The organism is Lentzea flava, assembly GCF_014648475.1.
GTDB lineage: Bacteria > Actinomycetota > Actinomycetes > Mycobacteriales > Pseudonocardiaceae > Lentzea > Lentzea flava.
In genome coordinates this window covers 1-15,199 of the sequence record NZ_BMRE01000009.1, presented here as the reverse complement: position 1 = coordinate 15,199, position 15,199 = coordinate 1, and the positions used below count along the sequence as shown (strand labels likewise).

Genomic DNA, 15,199 nt, shown 5'->3' with positions numbered 1-15,199 from the left:
TCACGGTACCTGGGCTCCTGCCGAACTAGTCGACGCGCAGACGCAGCTCCTTGAGTCCTCGCAGCGCCGGGTCGGGCCGGAACTCGGGTTCGCCCGCGTCCGGATCGAGCCGCAGCCGGGGGAAACGCCGGGCCAGCATCGGGAACAGCACCTGGCCCTCCAGCCGGCCGAGGAAAGCGCCGATGCAGTAGTGGATGCCCGCGCCGAAGGTGAGGTGCGTGACCGCCGATTCCCTGCGGAGGTCCAGCGTGTCGGGGCTCGGGTACCGGGCCGGGTCGCGGTTGGCCGCGCCGAGCACCGGGAACAGCAGCTCGCCCGCCCTGACGCGGCGGCCGCCGATCTCCAGGTCCTCGGTCGCGAGCTGCGGGGTGATGATCGGTGCGGGCGAGTCGTAGCGGAGCAGTTCCTCCGCGGCCGTCTCGGCGACGGGCTCGGTGCGCAGCAGCGCGAGCTGGGAAGGGTTGCGCAGCAACGCCAGGACGCCGTTGCCGAGGTAGTTCGCGGTCGTCTCCAGGCCCGCGTTGATCAGTGAGATGACGTTGACGGCCAGCTCGTCGTCGTCGGACCAGTCGCCGCGGTCGCCGAACGCGTCGGTGGCGGGCGCGCGGAGCTGCTCGGAGATCAGGTCGTCGCACGGGCGGTGGCGGCGGGCCGCGATCAGGTGCCGCAGGTAGTCCATGAGCGAGTCCATCGCGGCGGACGAGGTCCGCGCGACGGTGACGGGGTCGGCGCCGAACTGGCCCTCCCCCAGCGTTTTCATGACGTCGGTGCCCCAGCGGGTGAGTTGCGGCTGGTCTTCTCGTGGGATGCCGACGAGGTCCATCACGACGCGGGCCGGGAACGGGTAGGCGACCTCGGCCAGGAAGTCGCCGCCGGTGAAATCGTCGAGCAGGTCGGAGCAGGTTTGTTCCACCACAGCGCGGCGGTGTGCCATGGCGCGCGGGGTGAAGCTGCGGTTCATGAGTTTGCGCAGGCGGGTGTGCGACGGGCGGTTGCTGAACGGCAGTGACGAGTCCAGGCGCCGGATGAACGGGTTCATCTGTTCGAGGACGTCGTGCGGGAGGCGGGCCATCAGGGTCGCGGTGGAGGGGCGGACGACGGTCGTGCGGCGCAGCACGTCGGTCACGTCGGCGTGCCTGGTCAGCACCCAGCCGTCGAGCGCGTCGTCGTGGTGGACCGGTGCGAGGTCGCGCAGCAGTGCGTAGAACGGGTACGGGTCGGCGAGGAACTCCGGGTGCATCGGGTTGATGTGGATGGACGACTCGACGTGCGCCGCGGGTGGTGGTGGAGGCGGCGGTACCTGGGCGATGGCGGTGCGGACGGCGTCGGCGAGTCCGGTCAGCGCGGGCGGGACCAGCATCGTGAAGTGGTCGCCCGTGACGCGCACGACCTCGAACGAGCGCATCGGGACGCGCTCCCAGCCGTTCGCCGGCGAGTCGAAGTGCAGCTCGACGTGCCGGTCGTCCTTGAGCACCTGGGGGAAGCCGCCGGTGGCCTTGATCAGCGTGACGTCGAGGTCCGAGGCGGGCGGTTCGTAGCGCACCAGCGCCTCGACCTGGGCCTGGTAGACGCCCATGATCGTGGCGATGTGCTCCTCGACCGGCCGGGTGCCGGACGCGCCGAGGAACCTGCCGAGCTGTTCGCGTTGCTCGCGCGGGGTGAGCGACTGGTCGACACGGCGGCGCGGGGCTCCCTTGTCGGAGAACGCGTGCTGCCGGATGGTCCACAGCTCCTCGATCACCGCGCGCTCGTCCCACGGCGGCTCCTGCTGGCCCGGCACCGCCGGGTAGGAGTCGATCATGATGACCCGTGCCACCTCGTCGCCGCGCCTGCGCAGCTGCCGGCCGGTCTCGTAGGCCACGATGCCGCCGAAGGAGTGGCCGCCGACGAGGTACGGGCCGTGCGGCTGGATCTGCTTGATCTCCGCGACGTAGCGGGCGGCGAGCTCCACGACGTCGTCGACCGGCTCCTCGGTGCCGTCGAAGCCAGGTCCCTGCAGCCCGTAGAACGGCTGGCCCTGCCCGACCGCGCGGGCCAGCGGCAGCAGGTAGTAGGCCGCCCCGACCGCGCCGCCGATGCAGAAGAACGGACGGGGCGTCGTGAGCGCCAGCGCGAGCGAGGTCCCGGTGGCCGGAACGTCCTGGTGCGCGAGGTGTTCGGCCACAGCGTCCACTGTGGGCAGTTCGAGGAACAGCGTGGGCGGCACGCGGAACCCGAGCCAGTCGGAGAGCTCGCTCTGCAGCGCCGCCACCGACAGCGACTCGAGCCCGAGTGACGCGAGCGGTGCCGCCGGGGAGATCGCGTGCTCGGGCACCCGCAGCTCGGCCGCGATGTGCTTGATCAGCCACTCGCGGATCGTGCGCGCGGTCGTGACCGTGCGGGTGCCGGTGGAGCCGAAGTGCTGCGCCACCACGTCTTCCGCGTACGCGATGGCGCACTCGACCAGCTCGAACGCGGGCAGGCTGCCGATGTGGAACGTGCTGAGCTCGCCCTGCAGGGCCTCGACGCGGTCCAGGATTCCCGCCGCCAGGTCGCCGGTGGTGAAGTGCGGCAGGAACTTCCAGTCCCTGCGCAGGTACGACGACCTGACGGCACCGCCCAACGCCTCGACGTCCTGGGTGAAAGCCTCGTCGTCCGCCCCGTACGCGTAGCACGCGTAGACGTCGCTGTCCTCGTACCGGTGGTGGAACGACACGACGTTCCCAGGCTGAGTGACGAGCGAGAAAGCGTTGCGGGGCAACCCCTCCGCCGTGCACATCATCGTGCGGTAATCGAGATAACGCACCCGTGCCGCGATGTCCCGTTCCTCGGGTGTCGCGTCGAGTGCGGGGATCTGGTCGACCGGGACGGTCAGCACGAGCGCGTCGGCCTCGATCCATTCGCCGATGTTCACGCGCACACCGTTGGGGCTGCGCGTGATCTGCTCGATCTCGGTGTTCAGCCGCACGTCGAGGTCCTGGGCGACGCGCTGCCAGAGCGTGCCGAAGCCGCCCTTGATCGTGAAGCTGCCCGCGTGGCCGAGCAGCTCGCGCGCGTTCGACAGCAGCCCCGTCATCTCCGCGTACTTCAGGAAGTACAGCGCGGGCATCTCGTCGAGGCTGCCGTAGCCGGCGGCGGTGTAACCGGTGCCGAACGACTCGGCCATCGCTTCGAGGCCGTGCTCGGTCAGCCACTGCCGCGCCGGGAGGCTGAGCGCCTTCGCCGAGTGCGCCAGGCCGGGCTCGGCCAGGCGCGGGAACTCGGCGTCGCGAATCGCGGTGTAGCGCCGGAAGTTCTCGTAGGTGAAGAACGCGGAACTCTGCGGCCGCGACTCGCCCGTCGCCGCGTCGAACACGCGGTGCGGCGTGGTGGCCTCGGTGTCGAGACCGAGTTCCGCGACGAGCGCGGCCAGCCGCCGGTACGCCGTGGTGCAGACGTGCCCGCCGAGGTCGAACGCGTGACCGTCGATGCTCACCGACGCGCACTTGCCGCCGACCTCGCCGTCGCGTTCGAGGACGATCGCGCGGTGCCCCGCCCGGTGCAGCGCGCGGGCCGCGGTGAGGCCGCTGACGCCCGCGCCGACGACGATCACGGTCTTCCTGTCGGATCCGCTCGCTAGCCTTGAAACTGGGGGAACCCGGCCAGAGTCGTGTGTGTGGTGCGCGCCCATCACACACGGCCTTCGAGGTAGGCCTGACGGCACGCCCGCCGCCGCACCTTCCCGCTGGTCGTCTTCAGCACGAGCCCCTGCGGGCGCACGACGACCTCGTCGGCGGCCAGCCCGTGCGTCTCGAACACCCGCCGCCGCGCCGCCTCGGCGATCTCCGCGCGCTCGGCGTCCGAAGGTTTCTTCGAGCGCGTCTCCACGAACAGCACCAGCCGTTCGCCCTCCTCGCGCGGCACCCCGAACGCCGCCACCCCACCTGGCCGGATCCCGGCGTGGCAGTCGCGCACGGCGTCCTCCACGTCCTGCGGGTAGTGGTTGCGGCCGTTGACGATGATCACGTCCTTGAGCCGCCCGGTGACGAACAGCTCGCCGTCGCGGAAGAATCCGAGATCGCCCGTCCGCAGGTAGAACCGCTCGTCGCCGGGCACCTGGGCCTCGAACGTCCGCGAGTCGGCGCCGAAGTAGCCCGCCGCCTTCGTCGGCGACGTCACCCAGATCTCGCCGACCCGATCCGGCGCGCAGACCAGCGACGTCTCCGGATCCACGATCAGCACGCTCGCCGAGGGCTTGGTGACGCGGCCGCAGCTCACGACCGGCACGCCGGCCGGCGCCGGCAGCACCTCGCCGCGGTGCAGGGCGGCGCGGTCCAGCCGCAGCACCGTCGTGCCGCCCATCGACACGCTGACCGTGTGCTCGGCGAGCCCGTAGGCCGGGTAGAACGACGAGCGGCGCAGGCCGGACGGCGCGAAGGCGGCGTAGAAGGTGTCCACAGTGGACGCGCGGATCGGCTCGGCCGCCGACATCACCACGCGCAGCGCGCTCAGGTCCCACCGGGACCGTTGCACAGCGGTGGTCTTGCGGACGGCCAGCTCGAAGGCGAAGTTCGGCGCGGCGGTGTGGGTCGCGCGGACCCGGGACATCACGTCGAACCACAGCGCCGGGCGGTGCAGGAACGACAGCGGCGACATCAGGTACGTGTGCGAGTTGCCGGTCAGGGTGCTGAGGATGACGCTGATCAGGCCGAGGTCGTGGTACTGCGGGAGCCAGAACACGCCCACGGTGTCGTCGCCCAGGCCCAGGTCGCGGGCGTTCGCGGCGATCTCGCACGCCAGATTCCCGTGGGTGACCACGACGCCCTTGGGCGCGGCGGTCGAGCCGGAGGTGTATTGCAGCAGGGCCGGTTCGCCGGCCGAAGCGGGCTCGTGCCAGTCGAGCGAGCCCGCGCGCACGCGGTCGGTCCGGTGCCAGCGCAGACGCGGCCACTCCGGTGTGCCGCGGTCGAAGAAGCCCGTCACGGCGCCGACGGTGCGGGCGCGGTCGTAGGCGGTGTTCGTCAGGACGGCGTGCGGCGCGCAGTTGTCCACGACGGACCGGAAGCCGGTCAGGTCGTGGCCGGGACGCACGGGGTTGGGCGGGTACACCGGCACCGGGACGACCCCCGCCGCCAGGCAGCCGAGGAGAGCGCGCACGAAGTCGGGGCCCGGCGGGTAGACGAGCACCGCGCGGTCTCCCGGACGGAAGCCCCAGCCGCGCAGAGCAGCGCCGATCGCCGTCGCCGCCTCGCCGAGAGCGGCAGCGGTGATCGTTTCCTCGTCGCAGCCGTTTTCGTCGACGAACGTGAACAACGCACGGTCGGGAGAGCGTTTCCACAATGCCTGAAATGCGGGCGCGACGAGGGCTGCCGAGGTGCTGGTATTCATCGTGATACCCGATCTGACCGGGGGAAACCTTTCTGGACGCAGGACCGTAGCAACTCACCGGCACGCTGCGGAACCCGCCGGTAACCTACTGTCACAACGAGACAAGATTCTTGACAAATCCAATACTCCGGCGCTAGCGGTCAGTTTTGCCGCAAATGCAAGCGGCCACCAAATGAGACTCGCGTGAGCACGGAAATGAGGAAAACGACTCGCCGTGGTCTCGATTGTCACGTTCGGCCTAACGCCACCCGCCAGCCCCACCGCGCCGGACGACAGCCGGTCGTCACGCAGCGTAACCACGCGCGACCGCCGAACGCCCGGCCCACGAGCACTCCCGCGAAAAGACCTCCGCACTCACGTTGAACCGTTCGGAAATCCCGTATGAACCCGAACGACCGAACTCCGCCCACCCCGGTCGCAGCGCACTGCAGCAAAAGAGTTAATACGACTACCGAGAAGTCCCCGAGCGGGAACGCAATGCGGCGATTGATGCGATCCACGACACACCGATTTGGCCCAACACCCCCGGCGCCACCTGGCCTACCAGGCACGGAGAGCCGACACACCACCGAGCCACCCGCGCTGAACGTTCATTTCAGCGGCCCGCCATAAGAGGGTCACCAATTGAGACGGGGCCTGTTGAGACGGAATGGATGCGCGATTGACCGAGAGGTCCCGGTGGGGCAACATCATTGCGCTGGACCACAGCGTTCGAGATATGGTGTTGCCCAGTGGGGGAAATGTCCGCACCAGTCCGCAGCTCCGGCGCAGCACGACGGGAGGGGTGAAGTGGACCCGGCACTGGACGCGCTGCGCGACCGGCTGGCGGAGATCATCGCGTCGCCGCCGGAGAACACAGACGACCTCGTCGACACGTTGAGCGGCCTCGCCAAGCTCTCGAACCAGTGGTCCGAGGCGATCCAGGCGTTGCGCGCGCCGACCCGCAGACTCGTCGGCCCTGCCGCGGCCGCGTCGGTGAGCGTCGCCGCCCGCCGCGCCGAGGAGTCGTTCATCGAGCTCGAGATCACGCTCGGTGACGCACTGGCCGCCCAGCCGCGAGCACTCCGTCAGCCCTGAACGAGCCGCACGCCCGACCAGGCAGGTGCACGCTCCGTCATAGCGGTTTCCGTCTCCGATCCGAGACACACCCGATCGGAGGGTTTCCGCACCTCCTCCCGCTGACGGATGATGCGCCGCATCGGGCTTTTCAGGGGCGAGGGGGTTGAGCCGTGCACACGTCGTGCAACGAGACCCCCGCAGCGGGTCACCCTCCGTGAACGGGCATGATCGCGTATCCGACGCCCTCGGCTCACCAGGCGCGCGATGACCGAGCGTGGTCTAATCGCCGCCACGTGAGGATCGGCCGTACACAGTTTGGACTCGATCTCGAATGACCTCAGGTCTGCCCTGCCCCGTCTGCGAGGGGCCTGATCGGCGTGGCAGCCTCGAGCGCTCCCTCCGGGTGCTCGCCGTCGACGACGAGGCACCCGCGCTGGAAGACCTCGTGTACCTGTTGCGCTCCGATCCTCGCATCGCGCACGTGGAAGCGGTCACCGACGCCACCAAGGCGCTGCGGGTGCTGCACCGCGCGATGGACGCCGGGCAGCCGCTCGACGCGGTGTTCCTCGACATCCGCATGCCGGGCCTCGACGGTCTCGACCTCGCCCGCGTGCTGTCGCGGTTCGCGCAGCCGCCGCCCGTCGTGTTCGTGACGGCGCACCAGCAGCCCGCCGTGGAGGCGTTCGAGCTCAAGGCACTCGACTATCTGCTCAAGCCCGTGCGCCAGGAACGGCTCGCCGAGTCCGTGCACCGGATCGTGCACGAGGTCTGGGACTCCAAGGCCCCTGCCGAACCGCTGTCCGCCGCGGCGGCGCAGCCCGCCGCCACCACGCCGCCGGAGATGGGCGACGAGGTCATCCCCGTCGAACTGGGTGGCGTCACGCGGTTCATCCGCCTCGCCGACATCCGGTACGTGGAGGCGCACGGCGACTACGCCCGCCTGCACACCGCGACCGGCAGCGGCCTGGTCCGCGCCGCGTTGAACGGCCTGGAGGAACGCTGGCGCAGCGCGGGGTTCGTCCGCATCCACCGCAGCCACCTCGTCTCGCTCGGCCACATCGACGAGCTGCGCCTGGAGGACGGGCACCTGAGCGTCACGATCGGCGGGGCGGTGCTGCCGGTCAGCCGCCGGCACGCGAGGCACCTGCGGCAGCTGCTGGTGCGGCGCGCCCGGCCGGCCCCCGTGTCCGGTCAGGCGGCGCCCGCCGGTGTCGCGCAACCCAGGAACGGGCTGGGGTCGTGACCCTGCCGCCGTCCCACGACGATCCGATGCAGAACGGGCCGGCGCAGAAGCCGGCCCAGCGCGTGGTGGTGACGAGCCCGCGCACGAGGGCACCGCGTGCCCGTCGCCCGTACTCGGGCACGCGCGAGATCAACGAGCAGAGCGAGCTCGGTGCCGTCTACATGCGCACGCTGATCCGGGCGCAGCGGCGGCTCGGCCTGTCGGTGTGCCTGGTGGTGTGCGGGTCGCTGGGCCTGCTGCCGGTGCTGTTCACCATCGAACCGGACCTCGGCAAGGCGGAGGTGTTCGGGCTCGGGCTGCCGTGGTTCCTGCTGTGCGTGGCCACGTTCCCGATGCTCCTGCTGGCGGGCTGGTTCTACGTGCGGCAGGCCGAGCGCAGTGAACGCGAGTTCGCGGAGCTGGTCGAACGTCCATGACGAGCGGGTACGCCATCGTGGCGGTGCTGGTCGTCGCACTCGGCACGATCCTGATCGGCACCTACGGACTGCGCGTCTCCCGCACCACGTCCGACTTCTACGTCGCCTCGCGCACGGTGTCGCCGTGGTGGAACGCCTCCGCGATCGGCGGCGAGTACCTGTCCGCGGCCTCGTTCGTCGGCATCGCCGGGCTGATCTTCGCCTACGGGCCGGACATGCTGTGGTTCCCGGTCGGCTACACGGCCGGATACCTGGTGCTGCTGACCATGGTCGCGGCGCCGCTGCGGCGTTCCGGCGCCTACACGCTGCCGGACTTCGCCGAGGCCCGCTTCCGCTCCCGCGTCGTGCGCGGGGTCGCGTCGGTGCTGGCGCTGGCGATCGGCTGGCTGTACCTGCTGCCCCAGCTGGAAGGCGCGGGCCTGACGCTGAACACCGTGACGGGCGCGCCGGACTGGGTGGGCGCGCTGGTCGTCACGGTGGTCGTGACGGTGAACGTGATGTCCGGCGGGATGCGGTCGATCACGTTCGTGCAGGCGTTCCAGTACTGGCTCAAGCTGACCGCGATCACCGTGCCGATCGTGTTCCTGATCGTCGTCTGGCAGGTGCACGGCGCGGAGTCGATGACCAAGCCGGAGTACCCGACGTTCCGGCACGACACCGAGGTCAGGTTCCACAACCCGACGACGATCCACGCCGAGAAGTCCATCTTCATCAAGGGCAGTGGCGAGATCGACGGCCTGCGCATCGAGAACTCGGGCCTCGTGCTGACCGACGGCTACCACCGCATCGGCCAGGGCTCGCTGTTCACCTTCCCCGAGGGCGCCGCGGTGCCCCATGTGTCCACAATGGCCCACAACACCAACCAGACGTGGGCGCAGCCGGAGTCCAGCGGCGAGCGTTTCCCGTTGTACGGCGTGTATTCGCTCATCATCGCGACGTTCCTGGGCACGATGGGCCTGCCGCACGTGATCGTGCGCTTCTACACCAACCCGAACGGCACGGCCGCGCGCCGCACGACGTTGATCGTGCTCGGGCTGCTGTCGGTCTTCTACCTGATGCCACCGCTCTACAGCGCGCTGGGCCGCCTGTACACCCCCGAGCTGCTGATGACCGGGCAGACCGACGCCGTGGTGCTGGTGCTGCCGGCCCGCATGATCGACGGCATCGGCGGCCAGCTGCTCGGCGCGCTGGTGGCCGGTGGCGCGTTCGCGGCGTTCCTGTCGACGTCGTCGGGTCTCGTCGTGTCGCTCGCCGGGGTGCTGTCGCAGGACGTGCTGCGGCTCGGCGGTGTGCGCGGCTTCCGGATCTCCACGGTGCTCGCGGGCATCGTGCCGCTCGCGATGACGTTCGTGTCGACCGGCATGCCGGTGGCGGACATGGTCGGCCTGGCGTTCGCGGTGGCGGCGTCCTCGTTGTGCCCGTTGCTGATGCTGGGGATCTGGTCGACGCGCATCACGACCATCGGCGCCATCGCCGGCATGCTCGCAGGTGGTGTGCCCGCGCTGACCGCGGGCCTCGTCACGATGTTCAGCGACACCGGCGACTCCTGGTACGAGGTGCTGCTCTCGCGTCCTGCCGCGTGGACGGTGCCGCTCGGCTTCACGGTCATGTACGTCGTCTCCCTGCTCACCCAGCGGCACGTGCCACCGGGCGTGCAGCGGACGATGGTCAAGCTCCACGCACCCGAGAACCTCGGGTTGGACGGCTCCGGCCCCGCCTCGGCCGACGAGCGAAGTTAGTGGGTGACGCGAGATGCAGGACTTCCTCACCGCCGCCGCGATCCTGATCGTCGGTGGAGCCGCCGTGCTCGTTCTGTGGCGGGGCACGCGCAACAAGCAGTCGCTGTCCACCGAGGCGCAGCGCGTCACCTACGAGACACTGCACACGGCGTGGTCCGCCGCTCCCCCGCTGCGCGCGGGCCTCGTGCCCGACGCGGCGAAGAAGTCCGCGCGGCACCTGCGCACCCTGCTCGACACCCCGGCGCTCGCGCTCACCGACGAGACGGAAGTCGTTGCGTGGGAAGGGGTTTCCGAGCACCACGCGGCCGATGCCATGACGCAGGCCGAGGACGTGTTCCTGACCGGCCGCACCCAGGCCTACGACATCGGCTGCACCGAGCCGAACTGCCCGATCAACTGCGCGGTCGTCGCCCCTCTCACCGTCGAGGGCAGGGTCGTCGGCACCCTCGCCGCCTACTCGCGCGAGGCCTCCGCCGGACTGGTGCGGGCGACGAACCAGGTGGCGCGCTGGGCGGCCGGGCAGCTGGAGCTCGCCGAGCTGGACCGGTCGCGAACCCGGTTGGTGGAAGCGGAAGTCCGTGCGCTGCGCGCGCAGATCTCGCCGCACTTCATCTACAACTCGTTGTCCGCCATCGCTTCCTACGTGCGGACCAACCCTGAGCGCGCGCGGACGCTGCTCCTGGACTTCGCGGACTTCACCCGCTACTCGTTCCGCCGCCACGGCGACTTCACGACGCTGGCCGAGGAGCTCCGTTCGATCGACCAGTACCTGGCGCTGGAACGGGCGAGGTTCGGCGAGCGGCTGAAGGTGACCTTGCAGGTGGCGCCGGAGGTGCTGCCGGTGACCGTGCCGTTCCTGTGCCTGCAGCCGCTGGTGGAGAACGCCGTGCGGCACGGCATGGAGGGCAAGGTCGAGCCGGGGCACATCCAGATCCACGCCAACGACAGCGGCGCCGAAGCCCAGATCACCATCGAGGACGACGGCATCGGCATGGACCCGGAGAAGCTGCGGCGGACCCTGGCCGGGCAGGTGGACGAGTCGGCGGGGATCGGGCTCGGCAACATCGACGAGCGGCTGCGGCGGGTCTACGGCGACGAGTACGGGCTCGTGGTGGAGACGGCGTGCGGGCTCGGCACGAAGATCACCGTGCGGGTGCCGAAGTACCACGCGGGCATCAACGGCATGTGAGCCGGCCGCACGACGAGGCCGGGGTCACCCTTCCTCGAGGCGGCCCCGGCCCAAAGCCTGCGACGGTCAGCTGGCGGCCTTCGCGGCGCGGCGGTCGGCCGCGTCCAGCACCGCGCGGATCCAGTCGATCTCGTCGGTGCCGCAGGCGCCCTCGGCCGCGGCGCGCCGCAGACGCGCCCACAGGCCGAGGTCGGTCCACTCCTGGAAGCGGCGGTGCACGGTCGGCACGGTCACGCCGAACGACGCGGGCAGGTGCCGCCACGCGCAGCCGGAGGAGAGCACGAAGACGATCGCGGTGAAGACCGCGCGGTTGCACACGCGGCCGCGGCCACCGCCCTGGCGGCGGACCTTGGCCGGCGGGATCAGCGGCTCGACCACGGCCCACAGGTTCGGGCTGACCAGGCGCGACGAGAGCTGCTCGATGACGTCACCACGACCGGTGTCGCAGGTGTGCTCCGGCCACGCCGACGGGCGCATCCACGAGTCCTGGCGCGGGGCGGCGTCGACGGGCCGGGTGTCCTGGCGGGCGGACTCGGCGCGCTGACGGGAGCGGAGCAGCGTGGCCAGCGCCGTGTCCTCGGCCGTGGTGCGGCGCTGGGGGACGGCGTAGGCCGAGTGCTGCTGGGCCTGGCGGATCTCGGCGCCGACCGTGCGGCGGAACGAGGGGTTCGCGGCCAGGCGCGGGTCCACCGACTGGCCGTAGCGGGCCGGCACCTGGCCGACCGCGGCCTGACGCGGGGGAACGGGCCGCTGGGGCACTTGACGGGGCGGGACCTGCCGCGCGAGTCGCGGGTCCGGGGTGCGAGCGAACTGTGAGTCGGTCATGGTGTGGTCCTCCGCCAGGACTTTTCCGTCAGGTGACAGCGCTCACAGTAGGAAGACCTCCAGAAAACAGGTAAGTACGTAGGCCATAAAAGGCGATGAGCGGACGTGCGGCGGCGATACACGGCCTGCCCTGTTGAGACGAGTGGCCCACTGTCTGCGACGAACGGATAACCGGTCGTGTCATCGCTCCCACGACCGGGTGGCTCCGACCACTCGTCGTTGACGCCGGAGATAACGTTCGAACCGTGAAGCTTCTGGCGACCAGCGACCTGCACGTCTCCTACCAGGACAACCGCCGTGTCGTGGAGGCGATCGTCGCGCCGGACCCCGCCGACTGGCTGATCGTCGCCGGGGACATCGGCGAGAAGTTCGCCGACGTCGAGTGGACCCTGCGCACGCTGCGGCAGAGATTCGCCCAGGTCATCTGGTCGCCGGGCAACCACGAGCTCTGGACCACCAAGGACGACGAGAACTCCTCCCGCGGCGAGATGCGCTACAAGCAGCTCGTCGAGCTGTGCCGCGGGCTGGACGTGATCACACCGGAAGATCCGTACGTGGTCTTCGAGGGCGAGAAAGGTCCGGTCACGGTCTGTCCACTGTTCATCGGCTACGACTACTCCTTTCGGCCGCACGGTGCCACGGACGTGAAGTCGGCCCTCGCCATCGCGCACGAGGCCGGGGTGGTGTGCACCGACGAGTACTTCCTGCACCCCGACCCGTACCCGTCCCGCGAGGCCTGGTGCCGCGCACGGGTCGCCGAGACCGAGGAACGCCTGCAGCAGGTCACCGGCCCGACCGTGCTCATCAACCACTACCCGCTCGTGCGCGACCCCACGTTCGTGCTGCGCTACCCCGAGTTCGCGCTCTGGTGCGGCACGACGCTGACCGCCGACTGGCACAGGCGGTTCAACGCGGTCGAGATGGTCTACGGCCACCTGCACATCCCTCGGACGACGCACTACGACGGCGTGCGCTTCGACGAGGTCTCGCTCGGCTACCCGCGCGAGTGGAAACCACGCGGCACCACCCAGGTGAAGCTGCACGACGTGCTGCGGGAGTCATAGGTGCTGGAGCAGCTTCTTCCCCCGCCGATCGCGGCGGTGGAGCGGTACGACGACGACCTGCCGGTCGAGCTCTTCCCCGAGGAGGAGGCGCTCATCGGCAACGCCGTGCCGAAGCGCAGGTTCGAGTTCGGCACCGCCCGCTGGTGCGCCCGTGAGGCGATGAAGCGCCTCGGCGTCACGCCGGCGGCGATCCTGCCGGGGCCGAAGCGCGAGCCGCAGTGGCCGGACGGTGTCGTCGGCAGCCTCACCCACTGCTCCGGCTACCGGGCCGCCGCACTGGCGTTGACCAGCGACTTCCTCACGATCGGCATCGACGCCGAACCGCACGGCCCCGCGCCGGACGGCGTGCTGAACGCCATCGCGATCCCGGCGGAGCTGCGCAGGATGCCCGGCCTGAAGGTCGACGACCCGAAGATCTGCTGGGACCGGCTCCTGTTCAGCGCCAAGGAGTCGACCTACAAGGCCTGGTACCCGGTCACGCAGCGCTGGCTGGGGTTCGAGGACGCCGACATCACGCTGCACGCCGACGGCACGTTCTACTCGCGCATCCTGCTGCCCGACAGCCCGATCGCCGGGTTCAGCGGCCGCTGGCTGGTGCAGGGCGACATCCTGATCACGTCCATCGCCGTGCCCGCGAGCGCGTAGGTCGGACCGGCGGGAAAGCGCCTTCGCGCTTTCCCACCGACCAAGACACACGGGTGTCGGATTGATCAACCATGGTGCACAGTGGTGGGGTGAACCTCGACCGTCGGGAGGCCAACCATGGGCGAGGACGTCGCGAAGCACGAGTTCACGCGCGAGGACCGCACGCGGTACCGCACGAAGGTCCGGCGCTGCCTCGACGTGTTCGCCCGGATGCTGCGTGAGGCCCGGTTCGACTTCGAGCGGCCGATGACCGGCCTGGAGATCGAGATCAACCTCATCGACGAGCACGGCGACCCGGCGATGAAGAACCACGAGGCGCTCGAGGTCATCGACGACCCGGACTTCGTGACCGAGCTCGGCCAGTGGAACATCGAGATCAACGTGGCGCCGCGCAGGCTCGCGGGCGGCGGCATCACCTCGTTCGAGGAGACGGTCCGCCGCAGCCTCAACTCCGCAGAGGAGAAGGCGCGCGGCATCGGCGCGCACATGGTCATCAACGGCATCCTGCCGACGTTGCGCACCAAGCACGTCACGCCCGACCAGCTGTCCAGCAACCCGCGGTACGCGCTGCTCAACGAGCAGGTGCTGGCCGCGCGGGGTGAGGACCTGCAGATCTCCATCGACGGCGTCGAACGGCTGCACCTCACGGCCAGCTCGATCGTGCCCGAGGCGGCCTGCACCAGCACGCAGCTGCACCTGCAGGTGTCGCCGGAGCAGTTCCCCGCCTACTGGAACGCCGCCCAGGCCATCGCGGGCGTGCAGGTCGCGGTCGGCGCGAACTCGCCGTTCTTCCTCGGCAAGGAGCTGTGGCGCGAGACCCGCATCGCGTTGTTCCAGCAGGCCACCGACACCCGCGGCGACGAGCTCAAGGCGCAGGGCGTGCGGCCGCGCGTGTGGTTCGGCGAGCGGTGGATCAACTCGATCTTCGACCTGTTCGAGGAGAACGTCAGGTACTTCCCCGCGTTGCTGCCCATCTGCGACGAGGAGGACCCGCTCGCCGTGCTCGACCACGGCGACACGCCCGCGTTGAGCGAGCTGAAGCTGCACAACGGCACGATCTACCGCTGGAACCGCCCGGTGTACGACGTGGTGCGCGACCGGCCGCACCTGCGCGTCGAGAACCGCGTCCTGCCGGCGGGTCCCACGATCGTGGACACCCTGGCGAACGGCGCGCTGTACTTCGGGCTCGTCCGCGCGCTGGCCGAGGACGAGCGTCCACTGTGGTCGCAGATGAGCTTCCAGGCCGCCGAGGAGAACTTCAACGCCGCGTCCCGCAACGGCATGGACGCGCAGATGTACTGGCCGGGTGTCGGCACGGTGCCGGTGGTGGAGCTGGTGCTGCGCAGGCTCCTCCCGCTGGCGCACGAGGGTCTGATCCGCTGGGGCGTCGACTCGGCGGAGCGCGACCGTTTACTGGGCGTCATCGAGCAACGCTGCCTCTCCGGCGTGAACGGGGCGGCGTGGCAGGCGCGGGAGTTCCACCGGCACTACGACCACACGCACCTGGACCGCGCCGACGCCTTGCGCACGATGCTCAAGTCCTACGTGGACCTGATGCACGCCAACGAGCCCGTGCACACCTGGCCCCTGAGCCCGTGATGAAGGGCTCCTTCATCCACGTCAGGGGTGGATTCGAGGGGTCGTCGCAACACAGGTGATCAACTGGCTTGGGC

General features: G+C 70.1%; 10 protein-coding genes and 1 pseudogene. 8 read left to right on the top strand and 3 right to left on the bottom strand.

All coding sequences use genetic code 11. From position 1 onward, the window contains the following. Positions 1 to 25: 25 nt before the first annotated feature. Positions 26 to 3,571 carry a cytochrome P450 gene (locus IEZ09_RS13405; RefSeq protein WP_229812524.1) on the bottom strand — a complete coding sequence of 1,182 codons (3,546 nt, stop codon included), beginning with the start codon at positions 3,569 to 3,571 and terminating at the stop codon, positions 26 to 28. Positions 3,572 to 3,648: 77 nt separating this feature from the next. Next, entirely contained in the window at positions 3,649 to 5,346 is a 1,698-nt protein-coding gene (locus IEZ09_RS13400) for a fatty acyl-AMP ligase (RefSeq protein ID WP_189253990.1), read from the bottom strand. A 789-nt stretch (positions 5,347 to 6,135) separates the two neighbouring features. Here IEZ09_RS13400 and IEZ09_RS13395 point away from each other — a divergent pair. The 5 genes from IEZ09_RS13395 to IEZ09_RS13375 all read left to right on the top strand — a co-directional run bounded on the left by IEZ09_RS13395 (position 6,136) and on the right by IEZ09_RS13375 (position 10,992). Continuing rightward, positions 6,136 to 6,423 carry a hypothetical protein gene (locus IEZ09_RS13395; RefSeq protein ID WP_109641705.1) on the top strand — a complete coding sequence of 96 codons (288 nt, stop codon included), beginning with the start codon at positions 6,136 to 6,138 and terminating at the stop codon, positions 6,421 to 6,423. 313 nt (positions 6,424 to 6,736) lie between these two features. After that, on the top strand, positions 6,737 to 7,648 hold the full coding sequence (locus IEZ09_RS13390) for a LytR/AlgR family response regulator transcription factor (protein ID WP_189253989.1): 912 nt from the start codon (positions 6,737 to 6,739) through the stop codon (positions 7,646 to 7,648). Then, positions 7,645 to 8,064 carry a DUF485 domain-containing protein gene (locus IEZ09_RS13385; protein WP_229812522.1) on the top strand — a complete coding sequence of 140 codons (420 nt, stop codon included), beginning with the start codon at positions 7,645 to 7,647 and terminating at the stop codon, positions 8,062 to 8,064. The genes IEZ09_RS13390 and IEZ09_RS13385 overlap by 4 nt, the downstream gene beginning before the upstream one ends. Beyond that, on the top strand, positions 8,061 to 9,803 hold the full coding sequence (locus IEZ09_RS13380) for a sodium/solute symporter (protein WP_189253988.1): 1,743 nt from the start codon (positions 8,061 to 8,063) through the stop codon (positions 9,801 to 9,803). The genes IEZ09_RS13385 and IEZ09_RS13380 overlap by 4 nt, the downstream gene beginning before the upstream one ends. A gap of 13 nt (positions 9,804 to 9,816) precedes the next feature. Next, the gene (locus IEZ09_RS13375; RefSeq protein ID WP_189253987.1) at positions 9,817 to 10,992 is read left to right on the top strand and encodes a sensor histidine kinase; all 1,176 of its coding nucleotides are present in this window, start codon (positions 9,817 to 9,819) and stop codon (positions 10,990 to 10,992) included. A 69-nt stretch (positions 10,993 to 11,061) separates the two neighbouring features. Here IEZ09_RS13375 and IEZ09_RS46405 read toward each other — a convergent pair. Next, a pseudogene (locus tag IEZ09_RS46405) lies at positions 11,062 to 11,469 on the bottom strand (transposase); the annotation flags it as partial. Between the two features lie 593 nt (positions 11,470 to 12,062). On the opposite strand from IEZ09_RS46405, the gene IEZ09_RS13365 reads away from it, so the two are divergent. From IEZ09_RS13365 to IEZ09_RS13355, 3 genes are all read left to right on the top strand, one after another. Beyond that, positions 12,063 to 12,881: a metallophosphoesterase family protein gene (locus IEZ09_RS13365; protein WP_189253985.1), complete on the top strand. Its 819-nt coding sequence runs from the start codon at positions 12,063 to 12,065 to the stop codon at positions 12,879 to 12,881. Continuing rightward, positions 12,882 to 13,526 (top strand): 4'-phosphopantetheinyl transferase family protein, encoded by a 645-nt coding sequence (locus tag IEZ09_RS13360; protein ID WP_189253984.1) that lies wholly within the window; start codon positions 12,882 to 12,884, stop codon positions 13,524 to 13,526. 117 nt (positions 13,527 to 13,643) lie between these two features. Further along, positions 13,644 to 15,125 carry a glutamate-cysteine ligase family protein gene (locus tag IEZ09_RS13355; RefSeq protein WP_189253983.1) on the top strand — a complete coding sequence of 494 codons (1,482 nt, stop codon included), beginning with the start codon at positions 13,644 to 13,646 and terminating at the stop codon, positions 15,123 to 15,125. Positions 15,126 to 15,199: the final 74 nt, after the last annotated feature.